The sequence below is a fragment of the Spirochaetota bacterium genome (assembly GCA_040756435.1).
Taxonomy (GTDB): Bacteria; Spirochaetota; UBA4802; order UBA4802; family UB4802; genus UBA4802.
The window spans coordinates 1-17,199 of the sequence record JBFLZD010000026.1 but is presented as its reverse complement, the minus strand read 5'-3'; the positions used below and the strand labels follow the sequence as shown (position 1 = coordinate 17,199).

15 protein-coding genes are annotated in these 17,199 nt (G+C 32.6%); 9 read left to right on the top strand and 6 right to left on the bottom strand.

Annotation, left to right across the window (positions count from 1 at the left end):
* Positions 1-4: 4 nt before the first annotated feature.
* On the bottom strand, positions 5-529 hold the full coding sequence (locus AB1444_08830; protein ID MEW6526754.1) for a UvrB/UvrC motif-containing protein: 525 nt from the start codon (positions 527-529) through the stop codon (positions 5-7).
* A 240-nt stretch (positions 530-769) separates the two neighbouring features.
* Here AB1444_08830 and AB1444_08825 point away from each other — a divergent pair, with 240 nt between their 5' ends.
* Positions 770-1,990: an aspartate aminotransferase family protein gene (locus AB1444_08825; protein ID MEW6526753.1), complete on the top strand. Its 1,221-nt coding sequence runs from the start codon at positions 770-772 to the stop codon at positions 1,988-1,990.
* Complete coding sequence (gene argF / locus AB1444_08820) at positions 1,987-2,928, top strand: ornithine carbamoyltransferase (GenBank protein MEW6526752.1); 942 nt, start codon at positions 1,987-1,989, stop codon at positions 2,926-2,928. The genes AB1444_08825 and argF overlap by 4 nt, the downstream gene beginning before the upstream one ends.
* Before the next feature lie 44 nt (positions 2,929-2,972).
* On the opposite strand, the gene AB1444_08815 is transcribed toward argF, so the two are convergent.
* The 3 genes from AB1444_08815 to AB1444_08805 all read right to left on the bottom strand — a co-directional run bounded on the left by AB1444_08815 (position 2,973) and on the right by AB1444_08805 (position 6,513).
* Positions 2,973-4,559: a hypothetical protein gene (locus tag AB1444_08815; protein ID MEW6526751.1), complete on the bottom strand. Its 1,587-nt coding sequence runs from the start codon at positions 4,557-4,559 to the stop codon at positions 2,973-2,975.
* Positions 4,560-4,633: 74 nt separating this feature from the next.
* Complete coding sequence (locus tag AB1444_08810; protein MEW6526750.1) at positions 4,634-5,716, bottom strand: hypothetical protein; 1,083 nt, start codon at positions 5,714-5,716, stop codon at positions 4,634-4,636.
* The gene (locus AB1444_08805) at positions 5,713-6,513 is read right to left on the bottom strand and encodes a hypothetical protein (protein ID MEW6526749.1); all 801 of its coding nucleotides are present in this window, start codon (positions 6,511-6,513) and stop codon (positions 5,713-5,715) included. Before AB1444_08805 ends, AB1444_08810 begins: the two co-directional genes overlap by 4 nt.
* 792 nt (positions 6,514-7,305) lie before the next feature.
* On the opposite strand from AB1444_08805, the gene AB1444_08800 reads away from it, so the two are divergent.
* The 7 genes from AB1444_08800 to AB1444_08770 all read left to right on the top strand — a co-directional run bounded on the left by AB1444_08800 (position 7,306) and on the right by AB1444_08770 (position 15,251).
* Positions 7,306-8,835: a diguanylate cyclase gene (locus AB1444_08800; protein ID MEW6526748.1), complete on the top strand. Its 1,530-nt coding sequence runs from the start codon at positions 7,306-7,308 to the stop codon at positions 8,833-8,835.
* 165 nt (positions 8,836-9,000) lie between these two features.
* Positions 9,001-10,206: an argininosuccinate synthase gene (locus tag AB1444_08795; GenBank protein ID MEW6526747.1), complete on the top strand. Its 1,206-nt coding sequence runs from the start codon at positions 9,001-9,003 to the stop codon at positions 10,204-10,206.
* A gap of 1 nt (position 10,207) precedes the next feature.
* Positions 10,208-11,140, top strand: a complete 933-nt coding sequence (locus tag AB1444_08790) for a hypothetical protein (protein ID MEW6526746.1) — start codon at positions 10,208-10,210, stop codon at positions 11,138-11,140.
* 184 nt (positions 11,141-11,324) lie between these two features.
* On the top strand, positions 11,325-12,233 hold the full coding sequence (locus tag AB1444_08785) for a MoxR family ATPase (protein MEW6526745.1): 909 nt from the start codon (positions 11,325-11,327) through the stop codon (positions 12,231-12,233).
* A gap of 3 nt (positions 12,234-12,236) precedes the next feature.
* Entirely contained in the window at positions 12,237-13,601 is a 1,365-nt protein-coding gene (locus AB1444_08780; GenBank protein ID MEW6526744.1) for a VWA domain-containing protein, read from the top strand.
* 173 nt (positions 13,602-13,774) lie between these two features.
* Positions 13,775-14,845 carry a response regulator gene (locus tag AB1444_08775; GenBank protein ID MEW6526743.1) on the top strand — a complete coding sequence of 357 codons (1,071 nt, stop codon included), beginning with the start codon at positions 13,775-13,777 and terminating at the stop codon, positions 14,843-14,845.
* An 82-nt stretch (positions 14,846-14,927) separates the two neighbouring features.
* A complete protein-coding gene (locus AB1444_08770; GenBank protein ID MEW6526742.1) occupies positions 14,928-15,251 on the top strand; it encodes an STAS domain-containing protein in 324 nt (107 codons plus the stop codon).
* 9 nt (positions 15,252-15,260) lie between these two features.
* Here the strand turns inward: AB1444_08770 and AB1444_08765 are convergent, their stop codons facing one another.
* Both AB1444_08765 and AB1444_08760 read right to left on the bottom strand, forming a co-directional pair.
* Positions 15,261-16,862 carry a SpoIIE family protein phosphatase gene (locus tag AB1444_08765; protein MEW6526741.1) on the bottom strand — a complete coding sequence of 534 codons (1,602 nt, stop codon included), beginning with the start codon at positions 16,860-16,862 and terminating at the stop codon, positions 15,261-15,263.
* Between the two features lie 3 nt (positions 16,863-16,865).
* On the bottom strand, positions 16,866-17,199 hold a 334-nt coding region (locus tag AB1444_08760; GenBank protein ID MEW6526740.1), incomplete at its 5' end, for a tetratricopeptide repeat protein.

Below are 17,199 nucleotides of genomic sequence, written 5' to 3'. Positions count from 1 at the left end.
TCTTTTAACCTTTTAGTCTTTTTATTTCATCTCTAAGTTTAGCTGCTTCTTCATAATTTTCATTTTGAACTGCTATTTCCAGCATCTTTTCAAGATCGTGCAACGACAATGTGGCAACATTCTTTGACCTCACCGTATCAATCATTCCCCTGGATTTTCTGTGCTCAATGTATTTAAGCGGCATTTTGCCAATATGGTATGTTGAACCATGATATCCGGCTAAAATGGGGGTCAGCGATTCTTTGAAGAAGCTGTAACAATCAGCACACCCTACTTTGCCAGTACGTTTGTAATCAATTAAAGTCCAACCACAGGTGGCGCAGGTATTGCTGTCAACCATATCCGTCATTTCTTTGGCATCCAAAAATGACATCATATCAGAAACCGTTAACGAAAACCCCCCACCATGAGAACTTAAACCCATATCCCGTGCACAATTGTCACACAAGTGTACTTCAGTCTTCTCATTTCTGATGATTTCAGTCAAATGAACAGTTGCTTCACGTTGTTTACATCGTTCACACAACATAAATCCTCTTCATGGTTACTATCTCACATAATGATACTATCAAATTATATAATACTATAAAATATGTGTATATGCAAACCATTTTTAAATCATTTTGGCAAAAATTTATGATTTTGTTGCAATAAAAACAATATATTAATTTTTATTAAAAAATATCAAAATGTATTGACATTATACAAATATACTATATGTAGTTTGCAATCGGGGCAACCCGATTTATTTTTTTTATGGGATGTTTGTATGAAAGAATCCAAAAAATTACAGGCTTTAATGCAACTGGACAAACAGTATCTTTTTCAGAATTATGGAACACGCCTTCCGGTTTGTTTTACACATGGAAACGGTTGCATTCTATTTGATCAGGATGGCCAACGGTATATTGATTTTTTTGCAGGTATTGCAGTCAATTCATTAGGATATAATCATCCAGCATTGAATAAAGCTTTGCATGGTCAGGTTAATAAAATACTCCATTCTTCAAATTGGTATTTTAATAAAGAACAGATTGAAGCAGCCAGGCTAATATCAAAAACTGCATTTCCTGGAAAAACACTTTTTACCAACAGTGGTACGGAAGCCAGTGAAGCAGCAATAAAATTAGCACGAAAATTTGGTTTATCACAATCACCAAAAAAATATCACATTATATCATTTACCAATTCATTTCACGGAAGAACATTTGGTGCCATGTCGGCAACAGCACAGGAAAAAATTCATTCAGGGTTTGGACCGATAGTTCCTGGATTTATCTATGTTCCATTCAATGATATCACTGCATTTAAAAAAACTGTAAGAAAATACAAAGGAAAAATATGTGCTGTAATAACAGAGCTTGTACAGGGCGAAGGTGGCATCAAAATTGCTGACAGTGCATTTATCAAAACGATAGATACTGTTACAAAAGAAAACAGTATTCTCTTGATAATAGATGAGGTTCAGACCGGCATTGCCAGAACTGGAAAGATGTTTGCATTTCAGCATTACGATATAACTCCAGATGTCATTACAATGGCAAAAGGCCTGGGTGGCGGCGTACCTATCGGTGCAATCCACACAAAAGATTTTCTTGTGGATTATTTCCCCAAAGGTACACACGGTACAACATTTGGTGGTAACCATTTAGCCACTGCTGCAGCAAAGGCAGTACTTGAGACATTAAGTAAAGAAACTGCACTTCATAATATCCGCAAAACAGGCGAATTAATTATTAAGGAACTATCGCTCATGAAATCAAAATATCCTAAACTGATAGTTGATGTTAGAGGGATTGGGCTTCATATTGGTGTAGAATTATCAATTCCAGGTCAGCCTTTAGTACTTGAAGCGTTACAAAAAGGGTTGGTTATAAACTGCACTGCTGAGAAAGTAATACGAATCATGCCACCGTTAACAATATCAACTAAGCTTGTTAAAGAAGGCCTTTTGATTCTTGATAGCATTTTTGCAGGAGCAACAGTATGATAAAGATACCCAGGGTAAAATCAAAAGATTTATTATCCGTAACTGATTTTTCAAAAGAAGAAATTATTTCAATATTTGAACTGTCAAAAAAGCTTAAAGATGAACTGAAACAGGGAAAAATCAATTCATATCTTAAAGGGAAAACCCTGGGCATGATATTTGAAAAAACATCCACCCGTACACGGGTATCATTTGAAGTGGCTATGTTTCAATTAGGTGGTTATGCTCTTTTCTTAAGCAGGGATGATATACAATTAGGACGCGGGGAAACCGTTGCGGATACTGCAAAAGTATTATCACGATATTTAGATGGTATTATGATACGGTGTTATGCACATGCAACTGCTATAGAGTTAGCTCAAAATTCTACAATTCCTGTAATCAACGGCCTTACCGACATGTTTCATCCATGCCAGGCATTAGCTGACTTTTTCACTATATATGAATCTAATAGAAATTTTAAAAATGTTAAGTTAGCTTTTGTAGGAGATGGCAATAATGTAGCACAATCATTAATGTTAACTGCTGCAATGTTAGGTGTTGATTTTGCATTGGCCTGCCCTAAAGGCTATTATCCAAAAAAAGAGGTGGTAGAACTGGCATTTTCTATTGCTTCAAAATCAGGAAGTGTTATAACGCTTACCAGTGATATAGCATTGGCTGTTGAAAATGCTACACATCTTTACACCGATGTCTGGGTTAGCATGGGCCAGGAAAAAGAAGCTTCACGAAGAAAAAAGGATTTTGCTAAATATAAAATAACACGAAAGATACTGGATAAATGTTCCCCCGAATGCAAAGTGATGCATTGTCTGCCAGCTCACAGGGGTGAGGAAATAACCGATGATGTTATTGATTCGCCACAATCCATTGTGCTGGACCAGGCTGAGAACAGAATGCATGTACAGAAAGCTATTCTTTGCACATTGATGAAGTAAAATTAGATAATATTAGATTATTGAAAAGTTATATAAAACTCATTTTATTTTAATTCTTCTAGTTTTTTTTCAGCTAGATTTTTATAATAAACATAAAATTCATTATTACCTGTTTTTATAAGAAAATTCAGCTTATCCTTTAAGGTTTTTATTGATGTTACATCACCTGAGTTTATTATTGCATCAAACGCTATCGCCAGAATTTCATCTTCATAAAATTCCTTATCAGAGTCTAATTGATTTATTATGGTATTGTAATATTTTAAGGACTCCTTTTTATTAGATTGGTTATAATAATATTTCCCCATCTGTAGCAAGCTAGGGCCATGTAATTGGTAATATACTAATGCTTGCTTAAAATATTGTGCTGCTTCATCACTTTTTCCCAATTTTAAACATACTAATCCTTTAGTATAATATCCAAGATGATTAAATGGTTCAAGATTCATCATTTTGTTAGCATAACCAATTGATTTTTCATATTCATCAATATTTATATAGGCATTGGTGATATACCATAATGATAAAATATCAGAACCAATATATTCTTCCGAATTTTTTATAACATGGATGGCCATTCGGTTACGGTTTTGCATTATATAACAGCGGGCAAGCATTGTTCTTGAGTAAAATGATAACGGTTCAATATCAATAGCACGTTTTAAAAGTTCTTCAGCATCAATGTATTTTTGATTTTCCATTAACGCTTTGGACATCATTATCAATAATGAATATGAATATGGATTATTTTTCAGGGCATCTTCAAATAATGGAATTATTTCATTTTTCCTGAATTCATACACTGATTGGTATTGTTTTATCCAATTAATATTGTATTTTTTTGAATATTCTAAAACAGAAAAGTAATAAGGAGTCAATGAATCAAGGCTCATTGCCCATGCAGATGTACATTGAGGAATCCAAGGGTATCTGTAAAATAAATCCTTTGCATTTTTTATAGCTTCAACAAGGTGTTGGAATGCTTCCTTATTTTTCCCAATAATTCTCTTATATTCAGATAGCAAGCAATTTACTTCCACATATGATGCTTTGTATAGGGGTTCATCAGGCGATAATTCCAGAGCCTGCTTATAATATTGTAATGTTTTAGTCATTCTTGACTCATAATTTGGTCCACAAAGAAGTGATTCTTTTCCTTTTAAATATAGCATAAAAGATTTTGCATTCATAGTGTTGTCAATAATTGGTTTTTCTTTTTTTTGAGAGAGCCCTATTAATTTTATTATTTCATTTGTAGCTGGTTCAAAAATATCAAACAATGTATTTTCAGTACATGTTTTGATAATTTCAGAAATAACTATATTTTCATTCTTAATATTTTCTACCCTTATTAACACTTTTATGTTTTCTTCTGTTACCTGATAGTTTCCACCGATAATAATATCACAATGTGCAAGCCCCTTGTATTGATTGCTATCTCTTTCAGTTATCAATCCTGCTTTTTGTAAATTATTTTCTTGTATAATATGCTCCAAATTACCTCTATCTATAACTGTAATTCCATATTTTTGATATGGAGCTAAAGAATCAATAATTCCCTGCTGAAGAGCTAACCCCAATTCAAAATCAAGCGATATCCCACCATATTTTTCAAAACCAATAACAGCCACTCGTATTACCTGTGCTTGAGCAGTAATACAATAAAATAAAATAGAAAAAAATATTGATATTATACGCAAATACTTCATATTTCAACTTTTAACCCTTTCGTAAATTCATTAACATAATTATTAATCTCTTTGGAATCTATATTTTTTATTTGGACAACTATAAGAATATAATTATTTCCAACTTTTATTAAATCATAAACTATACCTAACTGATTGAACCCAGAAACTGCATATATTGCCCTGAGACCGTTTGACTTACCATAATTTGTTTTTATTATCTGAGGCTTTTTTATAATACTCAAAAGCATATTAAAATAATTCTGAATTTGTCCTTTTTGAGTATTGCTTATATGAGCTTCAGCTATATCTTGAATCTGTTCTTCAGCCGGAAGAGTTTCATCAACCTGCACTTTGTAGATAGTAGCAAATAATGGTTTTACACTATCCAGAGGTGAATATATTGAACTTAACATAAAAAACCTGTCAAAACCTCTACTTTGTGGGATTATAACATAATCATTAGAAGTAGTGAATTGAAATTTAAAGTAATTATGTTTATAGGAATTTTCATTAATAGAATATTCCTTTGTAGAAAGAAATCTAAATTTATACATAATCGATGCCAGCTGATCTGAAGCCTCCTTGGTAGCGAGCACCATAGATTGTATGATTACCCCTTTGTTTCCTGACTTAAAAAAAGTAAAAGCCTGTAAAAAATTTTTATTCTGTGGGTGAGGTTGCAGATATGCAAGCATATCAGGCATATCTGGTTCTGTTTTCTCAGGTATTCGACCATAATCTATAAAAGTCTGAGCTACAGGCTTAATCTGTTCCTGAGTCATTGTAGGAAACATTTTACATAGCCCATCTATTATAAAGCGAATATCATTGACTGCATAACTTTCATTAGTTAGGAAACTTTTACTAAAACTCCATGCTTCGCCATTTTGTGCTTCTATGACAAAATCATTTGAAGTATCTGATTGATTATATTTTGCATTATATGCATAAAACCATGGTTCAAAGTCGATTACATATCCTGTTTTATAGTTTACATAATATGAAAGAAATATAATTGAATCTTTTTTATTCGCAAAAAGTGTTATCGATATGAGTGTTAAAAATATAGATAAAAAAATTATAATTATTTTTCTCATCGTTGTATTTCCTCATATATTTTATTACAAATTTGTTTTCCAACTTCAACACATAACTTTTCCTCATTTCCTACAGATGAATCATTGAATATGGAAAAAGCTATAGACCCATCTGTAGGATTTATAGCCCTGGATGAAATTCTGATTTTATTTCCTGACTTTTGAATAGAGCAAAATATTATTAAATCAGCCCCTGTTAATCTGAGGGATTTAATATAATCATCAGAACTATCAATACCTGAAAGATTTAAGCTTTGTTCAGATAATATTCGTGATATCTCACTTCTATCAACAACTGAAATTGCAAATGAGCTATTTTTAATTAGCGAATCAGCAATTAAATCATAAAAGATAAATTCTTTTCCTTTATATTCACGTTTGTAACTATTATCTTTAAATGGAGCAAAAATAATTGAATGGATTGATTGTTTAACTTTAGAGTATTCATTAATAACAGAAATAATTTCATAATCGCTTTTTGGAATCTCAATTATTTGTTTATTTATTATTCCAATAAGTTTTGCTGTTTTTACCTCGATAATTCGCAAGAGGACTTTAACATGACTTTCATGATAGATAATACCAGTAATAAAAAAATCTGAGGCAATTTTCTTTGCATCCTTTATAACGGTCATATCGTAGATGGCCATGTCTTTTTCTAAATCATTTAAAATATTAGATAATTCTTTTCGATCATTAACATTTATTTTATGTTTATTTTTTAAATTGGTTAATAATTGATTAAATATATGTATATTTTCTGATACCAAACCATCATTATTAGTTGATACTGGCATATAAAATGATATGGTTAATAATTCATATGAGGAGGAGAATACTTCGATAATGAGTACAAACATTAAAGTATTAATTAAAATTTTGAATTTGTAATTCATACAATATTTACTATTTGTAAATCATCATAATTATCATTATAGAGGTGAGTAATGTGTATGAGGTGCAGAAATCTATATAAAATACTCTAAGACAAGCTCTATAGTGTTAAAATGATGAATTGTAAATAAAATTATTATACCATAATGATATAAAAAATTTTTTGTGTCAATAAAAAATAGTCCATAAGTTTAACGTGCACTAAAATTGCTCATTGTATTACAAAAATAATTACTGTCTTGCTTCAATCATTTAAAACCATTAAGGGCTGCTTCAAAAAATTCACCCTGCCAGCGATAGTACAAATTTGGATGAATGCCATATTCTTCACTTATCTATGTAACTGTCTTTGCTTTGCCAAGTACCTGCTTGACGGTATTAAAATTTTCCTCAGTGCTAAAGAGCCTTCTCTTCTTCTTGCTCATTTAATCCTCCAGTATGTTTTTTGGAGGATTTACTAACTTGGTTGTTTTTCTCCATTACACCAAATATCAGTAGTATTACTGTCAAGAATATTGATAATGAATGTATTGTCAATTGAGTTTAGGGTTTTAATATACAATTTTTTTAATAGACTAATTTTCAAAATTTATTGTAATATTTACAAATACACCGATACACATGACAAATTATTATTTGACAAATAAATATGTACACATTTTCTAATTATTAAAATAAATGTAATAATGAATTTTATGACGGCAAAAATATTAGTTTCATCTTTGTTATTTTTATCATCAGCAATATTACTATCGCTGTGTATGATAATTATCATCCGTAAGAAAGTTAAAGAAAGAAAATATTTATTGTTACTTTTATTAGCATTTGCAATATATACTATTGGTTATACTATAGAAATCCAGGGACAAACCTTACAATGGGTGCATATATCACTGATCTTTGAATATATTGGTATTTCATTTTTACCTGCATTTTTAATCTTATTAGCTTTATCGTATTTAACTGATATTGATAGAATCCCTTTATATTTAAAATTTTTCATTTACGTGATTCCAATAATTACTTTTATAGTAGTACTAACTGATCCCTATCACAATTTACTGCATAAAAATCCATTTATAGATTACTCAGGTCCTTTTCCAGTAGTTTCTTTTGAAAAGGGGATTTGGTACTGGGTTCATATAGTGTATTATAATGTTGCTTTGTTAATTTCTAATATAATTTTTCTAAGAATTTTTATAAAAAGCCATTCGCGTTTTAAAAAACAAACTGTCATAATCTTTCTTAGTACTTTAATTCCGTGGATTACTATGTTTATATATCTTTCTGGAATAATTACCTGGCCTTTAGATATAAATCCGTTTTCATTTACAATCATGGCAATTATTTTATATATTGGTGTAAAAAAGCAATATCTTATAGATATTCTACCCATTGCAAGAGATTTAGTATTTGAAAATATATATGATGCTGCTTTTGTTCTTGATAACAATGGATTAATTATTGATTACAATCGCAGTGCAGAAAATATCTTATCTAACCAAGAATCTATTATTGGTAAAAATATTAAAGATGTATTGAATGAATTATCTTCATCAATAAATGATAACCAGGATTTACAGATAGTTACTGAAACAACAATTAATGAAAGAATTTATAATATACAGAATATACCGCTTACATCAATAAAAAATAAATCCATGGGATATATTTTCTTACTGCGTGATATCACTGAATACAGAATGATGGCTGAGAAATTACAAAAATTAGCAATAACTGATGAATTAACAGGTATTTATAACCGAAGAAAATTTAATGAAGTAGCTTTGAGGGAATTTAATAGAGCAAAAAGAAATAAAAACCCACTTTCTATCATTATTATGGATATAGACTATTTTAAAATAGTTAATGATACATACGGCCATGCAATTGGAGATGATGTTTTAAAAACTATTGCAAAAAGCATTGCAGAATCATTACGTTCTTTAGATATATTTGCACGGTATGGTGGAGAAGAATTTATTATATGTCTTCCTGAAACCAGTATTATTGCTGCGCAAAATGTAGCAGAACGCATAAGGTCATGTATCAATGATCTTACATTTCATGATAAACAAAACAATCAATTCAAAATTTCATTAAGTTTGGGAGTTTCACAAATTAAAGAATATTCTCAAACAATTGAAGATATCATACGTGATGCTGACAAAGCGCTATATGAAGCAAAAAGCCAGGGTCGCAATAAAGTTGTTGTTAGTGATTAAACAAGTTTTTACCCTATTTTTTCCCGTTTTCATTGAAGCGGAACAATACTATCAATTTACACAATAAATACTATAAGATTAAATTAGATTAATCGCTTGACTATAAATCAGAATACTGCAAATTGCAAAATTAGTTAATTATAAATTATATTTGAGGGATATGCTATGAGTATTAAAAAAGTTGTACTTGCATATTCAGGTGGCCTTGATACTTCCGTCATTGTAAAATGGTTGCTTGAAACCTATAAATGTGAAGTAATTTGTTATGCTGCTGATGTTGGCCAGGAAGAAGAACTTGATGGACTTGAACAAAAGGCAATCAATACCGGTGCTTCAAAATGTTATATTGAAGACCTCAAAGAAGAATTTGTGCGCGATTTTATCTTCCCATGTATTAAGGCAAATGCCATTTATGAAAATAGATACTTACTTGGAACATCTATTGCTCGCCCGGTTATTGCTAAACGTCAGGTAGAGATAGCCTTAAAAGAAGGTGCTGATGCTGTGTGTCACGGTGCAACGGGGAAAGGCAATGATCAGGTACGCTTTGAAATGACATTTAAGGCTCTGGCTCCACAATTGAAGATCATTGCACCATGGCGAGAATGGAATTTGACTTCACGTTCATCCCTTTTTGACTATGCCGAAAAACATAATATACCAGTTCCTGTAACAAAAGATAAGCCATATAGTATGGACCGCAATATACTTCACATATCGTATGAAGGTGGGATACTGGAAGATCCGTGGCGTGAACCAGATGAAAGTATGTTCATATTAACAAAATCACCTGAAAAAGCACCTGATACACCTACCTATGTTGAAATAGAATTTGAACAGGGAATACCAGTTGCAATAGATGGCAAACGCATGAATCCTGTAGTTTTAATGAAAACGCTCAATAAAATTGCCGGCGAAAATGGTGTTGGCAGGATTGATATAGTAGAAAACAGGCTTGTTGGCATTAAATCACGCGGTGTATATGAAACTCCCGCAGGTACAGTGTTACATGTAGCGCATCGCGATCTTGAAGCTATAACACTGGACAGGGATACCCAGCATTTAAAAGACAGGCTGGCAATAGAATATGCCGAACTGGTTTATTATGGTCAGTGGTTTACCAAACGTCGTGAAGCTTTAGATGCATTTATTAATGAAACGCAAAAAAATGTAACCGGTACTGTCCGTGTAAAGTTGTTTAAAGGTACCTGCATGGCGGTAGGGCGCAAATCCCCTGTTACCTTGTATGAGCCGGATATTGCAACATTTGATGAAAGTGCATTGTACGATCACCGTGATGCAACCGGATTTATTAACCTGTTTGGTTTACAAACAAAGATTGAAGCATTATTAAAGCAAAAAAGAAAATAATATGAGCGATAGTACCCTACAAAAACTGGAACAGAGCTATCCCAACCGTATACAGAACCATGCATTGTTTAACGATGCATGGAATTTATTTGTTGGTGACTATCCACCCACACACTGTCTTCTTGATTTCAAAGAATTGCCTTCAACAAACGTTGCACTACATTCAGGAGATTTAGGATTTGCATTGCTCTGGATTGTCCAATCTGTGCTTATACGATGTATCATCTACAACATCAATCAGCTACAGCCATGGACAATTCAGATTGATAATGCTACAATAGGTGCTATGGCTCATACCGAACCAGATAGTAACCGTATGATTGCCCGATATATGGATACAAATACACTTGTGCTTTCTGGTAAAAAGAACTATATCTCTGGTGGTTCAGATGCAGATATGCTATTAATTACTGCCAGAAGGCCGGGCGAAGATAAATTTACTAAGATGATGTATATACCGGTTAAAAGCCTCCCTGAAAATGCATTGCAAGATATCAATCTTTCAATATTGCCAACTATCAGACATTCGTCTTTAACACTTACAGATTTTACCTGCGATGCTTCACAAATCTCACCTGTAAAGGACAAAGAACTACGAAAAATATTAAAGAAGTGGAGCCTAATTGAACGTTCACTCATTGGTGAAGCATATATTGCATTTTTGTGCTATCTTTCCAAAAATATCCCCTTACCAAATCAGGATCATACTCTTCGCGAAGCAGAAGAATTGCTGTCGTTACAAATGAATTTTTCTCGGGAACAATTGGAAAATGCATTCTCTGATAAGTATGTTGACACATTAGGAGATGTGGCACGTGTTCTCAATATTACACAGAAGATTGCAAATTATTGTATGGAACATCCCGATTCCTTAAACAAACCCATCCAATTACGTATAAACGATCTTAATCTTTTTAACAAAATACGATTGTAAACATATACTTTTAAATTCAGTATAAAAAATATTGGCAACACGATGCCTATTGTGGCGTGGTGTACACTTTTCTTTGAGATATAAATAGTGGTGCATACTCATATTACCATTTTTTATATAATTTTCTTGATAATTACGCTATACTCATATTAATGGCATAAAACAGTGTAAAGAAGGCTTTATAATGTTTGGTTCAATAAAAGATACAATTCAAGAGTTAGAAAAGCAAAAGTATATCTGTTCTAAAGAAATAGCAACTACGATATATTTAGCGTTAAAAATGGAAAAACCAGTTCTGGTTGAAGGGCCTGCAGGTGTAGGCAAAACTGATTTAGGAAAATGTATTGCTCAGGCGTTAGGATATGAGCTTATACGCCTTCAATGCTATGAAGGCCTTGATGAGGCAAAAGCGCTCTATGAGTGGGAATATGCAAAACAGCTTTTGTATACCCAGATACTCAAGGATAAATTATCAAAAATTCTAGAAGATCAGGCTACATTAAAAGATGCTGTGAACAAATTGTCAACCGAAGAAGACGTATTCTTTTCTGAAAAATTTCTGGTTGCACGCCCCATCTTAAAAGCTATTACTAATGAAACACCTTCGGTATTGCTTATTGATGAAATTGATAAATCAGATTCAGAGTTTGAAGCATTTTTACTTGAGGTGCTTTCCGATTTTCAGGTTACAATACCTGAAATTGGTACCATTACTGCTAATAAAAAGCCATTTGTACTTCTTACCTCAAATAATGCCCGCGAAATGTCTGATGCGCTTAAACGGCGGTGTCTTCATCTTTACATTGACTATCCAACAAAGGAACTTGAAGAACAGATAGTAAAATTAAAAGTACCAGAATGTGGCAATTATCTCATAAAAGAAATTATTAATACAATTCATGAAATACGAAAACTCCCGTTAAAGAAAGATCCAAGCATAAGCGAAACATTAGACTGGGCAAAAGCATTAGCTTTACTTGGTTGTGAAGTATTGAACCGTGATATTGCAATTGACACATTAAATTTTATCTTAAAATATGAAAAGGATATTGAACTGGTTAAGAAAAATATTAATACCATTATAGTACATTAAACCATGCTATATGATAAAGCATTTATTAGTGAAGAAGACAAAGCAAAAGGCGTTTTCTTTGAGTTTGCTGAAGTATTAAAAAAAGCGGGCGTTAACCTATCCATTGTTGAAATAATGGATATGATGCAAGCACTACCTTTAATTTCAATCGCAGAAAAAGAAATCTTTAAACAAACCCTTGCAACCACATTAGTTAAGGATTATACTGATATACCCATATTCAATCAATGCTTTGAAGAATTTTTCCAGAGAAAAAAAGGCAATGATTCATTACTGGAAGTGTATACTTCACATACTAATGCTGAGGATTTTATTTTTTCTCAGGAAGAGAAATCCTTATTAGAATCTCTTATAGATGATTTTCTTGATTCACATCCACAATCGTTTTTCAAAAAATCCAATGAATATTTAACCAAAATTCTTATCGATGAAATACAATCATCAGAGGCTGGTGGTGCAATAGGATTATCGCTTTTCAACAGAAGGTCACGCTATGCATCCGGTGGCTCCGACGACTCCATCCAGCAGGAACTATCGCCCCAGGTATTTGAAGCTATTATGGGGTTGCTCCGGCGAAGGATGTTTGAGCGGAATATGGGCAGTGCCATAAAACAGCGTGAAGATTATCTTTTGAACAAATATATTTATCAACTGAAACCTGATGAAATCAAAGAAATGCGTGAGCTTATCAAGCGCTTTGGCCAGAAGATGAAAAATAGAATTTCATTGCGTAAAAAGCGAGTAAAACGGGGCTCGATTGATATTAAAAGGACATTGCGCCGTAATCTTCAATATGGTGGAGTACCTTTTAAGATTTTCCACAGAGACCGCAAGGTTGACAGGCCCCAGCTTGTTGTTATGTGTGATATTTCCAGTTCGGTTAACCAGTATTCACGATTTATGTTGCTGCTCACGTATACGTTGCAGTCTTTATTTGCAAAAGTGCGGTCGTTTGCATTTATCAGCAACCTGGTGGAAATCACTGATTTATTCAGGGAAATGGATCCTGAAAGGGCTTTGAATTCAATTTTTAACGACACCAATTTCACGTATGGCTGGGGAAGCAATTATGGAAACAGCTTTAACCAGTTCATTCAGAATTACAGTGATGCCTTAACAAGCAAGACAACAGTATTAATTCTTGGAGATGCACGAAATAATAATCAGGATCCTGGCCTGGATTCTTTTATCAAAATCAAAGAGCGATCACGCAATATTTACTGGCTTAACCCCGACAGAAAACATTTATGGGACTGGAGTGATAGTATAGCAAGTATTTATATCCCCCATTGTACTGAAATGCGTGAAGTTAAAAACTTCCTGGATCTATCCCACTTCATAGATACGCTGTTTATACAAAAAAGGTAATTTTAATAACCAGGTACCTGTTAATGCCTGGACGAACACAATAATTATTTTGTTCATAAATGGGATTATATAATAAATACTGCATGAACTTCTATTTACTTGACACTTTACAAGTATTAAATGTAAATAGATAAAATTATTATAAAATCTTGATTAATGGTGTTTTAATTACTATGGCAAATACAATTAAAATCCTGATTATTGATGATGAAGATATTATACTAAAAAGTTGCGAAAAGATTTTAAAAAAAAGAGAAGATTTAGAGATAGATACCGCCCAAAACGGCTTAGAAGGGCTTGAAAAAGCCAAATCTAAAAAATATGATATCGTTATTACGGACTTAAAGATGCCACAGTTAGGTGGTATGGAGGTATTAAAAACATTACGAAAAGAACAGCCAGATGTTACCGTCATAATCTTTACTGGATTTGCAACAGTTGATACTGCAAGAGAAGCATTGAAATTAGGCGCTTTTGATTATATTCCTAAACCTTTTACACCAGATGAATTGCGGAATGTTGTGGATAATGCAATTAATGCCCGCCAGAATAAGGCCGAAGCTGCAATGCTTGACTTGATGGCAATAGTGTCACATGAATTAAAGAGCCCGGTTTCGGTAGTTCATACAACTGCCGAAACACTGTATAAAGGCTATTTTGGTAATCTATCGCCTGAACAGCAAAAAATTATTGAAACAATTTTACGCAACTGCCAGTATTTAGAGGATATTATTCGCAATTATTTAGATTTATCAAAAATGGAGCTTGATTCTTTAGAGTCTTTTGAGCAGGAAATTGACCTTTATGAGGATGTTATTAAACCAATAGTAGAAATGCCTGAACATGCAAACAATATTAAGAACATGAAACTTAATCTTACTATAGATGTAAAACCTAAAATAAAAGCTGATGCTAATTTGCTTAAAATTGTTGTTACGAATTTTGTTAATAATGCAATCAAATACGGTAAAGCTGACACCACTATTAATATTGAATTAAAACAAACAAATAACGAATATGTATTTTCAGTTTTTAACGAAGGTGTTGGTATTCCTCCTGAAGGTATGGACAAGCTATTTAAAAAGTTTTCACGTCTAAAACAAAAAGGAACTGAAGGCATTAAAGGTTCAGGATTAGGATTGTATATTTGCAAGTCAATAATTGAAAAACATAAGGGAAGAATTTGGGCTGAGTCAGAATACGGCAGTTGGGTAAAATTTTATTTTAGTTTACCGGTTAACTAAAAAATATGCTTGAAATTAAAATTATAATTTCATATAATATACATCAATTGCATTAATGTAAAATAGTTTGGGAGATAGCTCGATGGAAATAGAATTTAAGGATATTGGTGAACATAAAGTAATTTCTGTAAGCGGTGAGGTTGACTTATATAATGTCAGTGAATTGAAAAAAGCATTATTTAGCGTAACTGACGGTTCATATTCAAGTGTTGTTGTAGATTTGAAAGATGTTAATTATATGGATTCTTCAGGTATTGGTGCTCTTGTTGCTGGCCAAAAAAAGATGAGAGCACACAATGGTAAATTTGCATTGATGAATATTCACGATGATGTGCTAAATATATTAAAATTAGCAACTTTAGATAAATTTTTTACCATATACGAAAGTGAGGAGGATCTGCTGTAATTTTATCATTTAAGCTGTTCTTTTTAATACAAGTAGTGTCATGTCATCATGTGGGGGTACTTCCCCCCTGAAATTATCCACATCCTGTACAATTAATTCAGCCAGTTCCTTTGCATTGAGATGTTTATTTGAAACAATCAAATCTTTTAATCGCTTCTGCCCGTATTCTTCTTTATTGGCATTACGCATTTCTGTAACTCCATCTGTATAAAGTACAACAATATCTCCAACATTTAAAGGCACTTTTGCCTGTTTATAATCAACATCCTCCATTATACCAATAGGCACTCCATCCAATTTTGCTAAAGTACAAGCATCTAAAGCAGATCGATAGCAGAATAATGGTCCATGCCCAGCATTTGAAAATGATAGTTCGTGAGTGGAGCGGTCATATATCATGAAAAAAAGAGTTGCAAATTTATCCACTGCAAAGTCAGCACTGAGGGAATCATTAATAGCTTTCACAACATCAGCACACTGAACATCGCCTTTTCTTATGTATGAAACGAACACTGTCCGTATCATAACCATAACAAGTGATGCAGGAACCCCCTTCCCTGAGACATCGCTTATTAGAGCCCCCACCCTGTATTGATCAATATCTATATAATCAAAATAATCACCACCAACACCTTTTGCTGCACGGGTGAATCCTTTAATCTCTATTCCCTTTTTATTGTAAAAACCCATTGGATTCAACCCTTCCTGAATCTCACGAGCTAAATCAATCTGCTCCTGCATAATACGGCTTTCTATCTCCATCTTCTGAGCAACCTTCAATCGCTCGGTCATCTGATTAAATTCTGAAGCCAATTTGCCAATTTCGTCAGTACTATCTAACTCAATTTTATAATCAAGATTGCCATTACCAATAATTACTGCACCTTCAGTAAGTTTTTTAATTGGTTTAATAATTATACTTGCTAGAACAATTGAACCTATTACAGAAAGTCCAATAAAAAATGCACCTATTAAGAGAATTGTGATTGTCATTTTTCGGATTTCTGATAAAATAATTTCCTCACTAAAACCCAATCGTACTATTCCTATTCTCACTTTTTGTACTGTATGAAAAAGTGGCAGAGATAAATCATAAAAATTAATCCCGGTTTTTGCATCCTTATATACCACGAGTTTTGGTTTTTCTGTATTGGTATTATCTATAGCCTTTTTTGTTAAATCATCATCAAGAATAGTACCGTTTTTTTCAGGATCAAAATTCTGGATTATACGTTTATTGTTATCTAATACATAAATATAATGAACAAATTCCAGATTTTTAAGATCCTGAACAGCTCCAACCAGAGGTAACTCATCTTTTTGACTTATTGATTCTCTGGCAATAACCGCCAGGCGTTCAGTTTCACGATTAGCAAATTGTATTATTTGTTTACGAAGTAATTCAGATTCTTGCTGTATAAAATAATACGTCATAACAGCAATTATACTGCTTGCCAAAAGAATAATTGCTAATGAAAACTTTAAACGGAGGCTAAAACGTACTTCTTTTGATGATGTTACGTTTTGTTCGCCTTTGGAATTTTTACCTTTATTTTTTTTATTTTCTTTTTGTTCTTTTTTTTCTTTTTTGATCTTTTTTTCTTCAGCCATTGTTTACCTGCCCAGTAATATTAAACACTTTTTGATATTATTCTTTGCTTTTTCATGAGTAGGGTCAATTGCTAAAACCTTTCGCCATTCAGTGATAGCAAGTTCAAATTGATTATTACTATAATAATTGATACCTTTAAAATAGTATTCACGTATAAGTTCCTGCTGACGGGGTGTCAGCTTTTTGGCTTCACGTTCTTCAGTTACTTCAAATCGCAATTGTGATTCAATTTTGTTAATAATTATTGCTACCTGAATGTAATCAGGATATTTATTATTAATAACCCTAAATTCAGCCAGCGCCTTTTCAAGATTATTTTTTCCACCTTGTTGATAC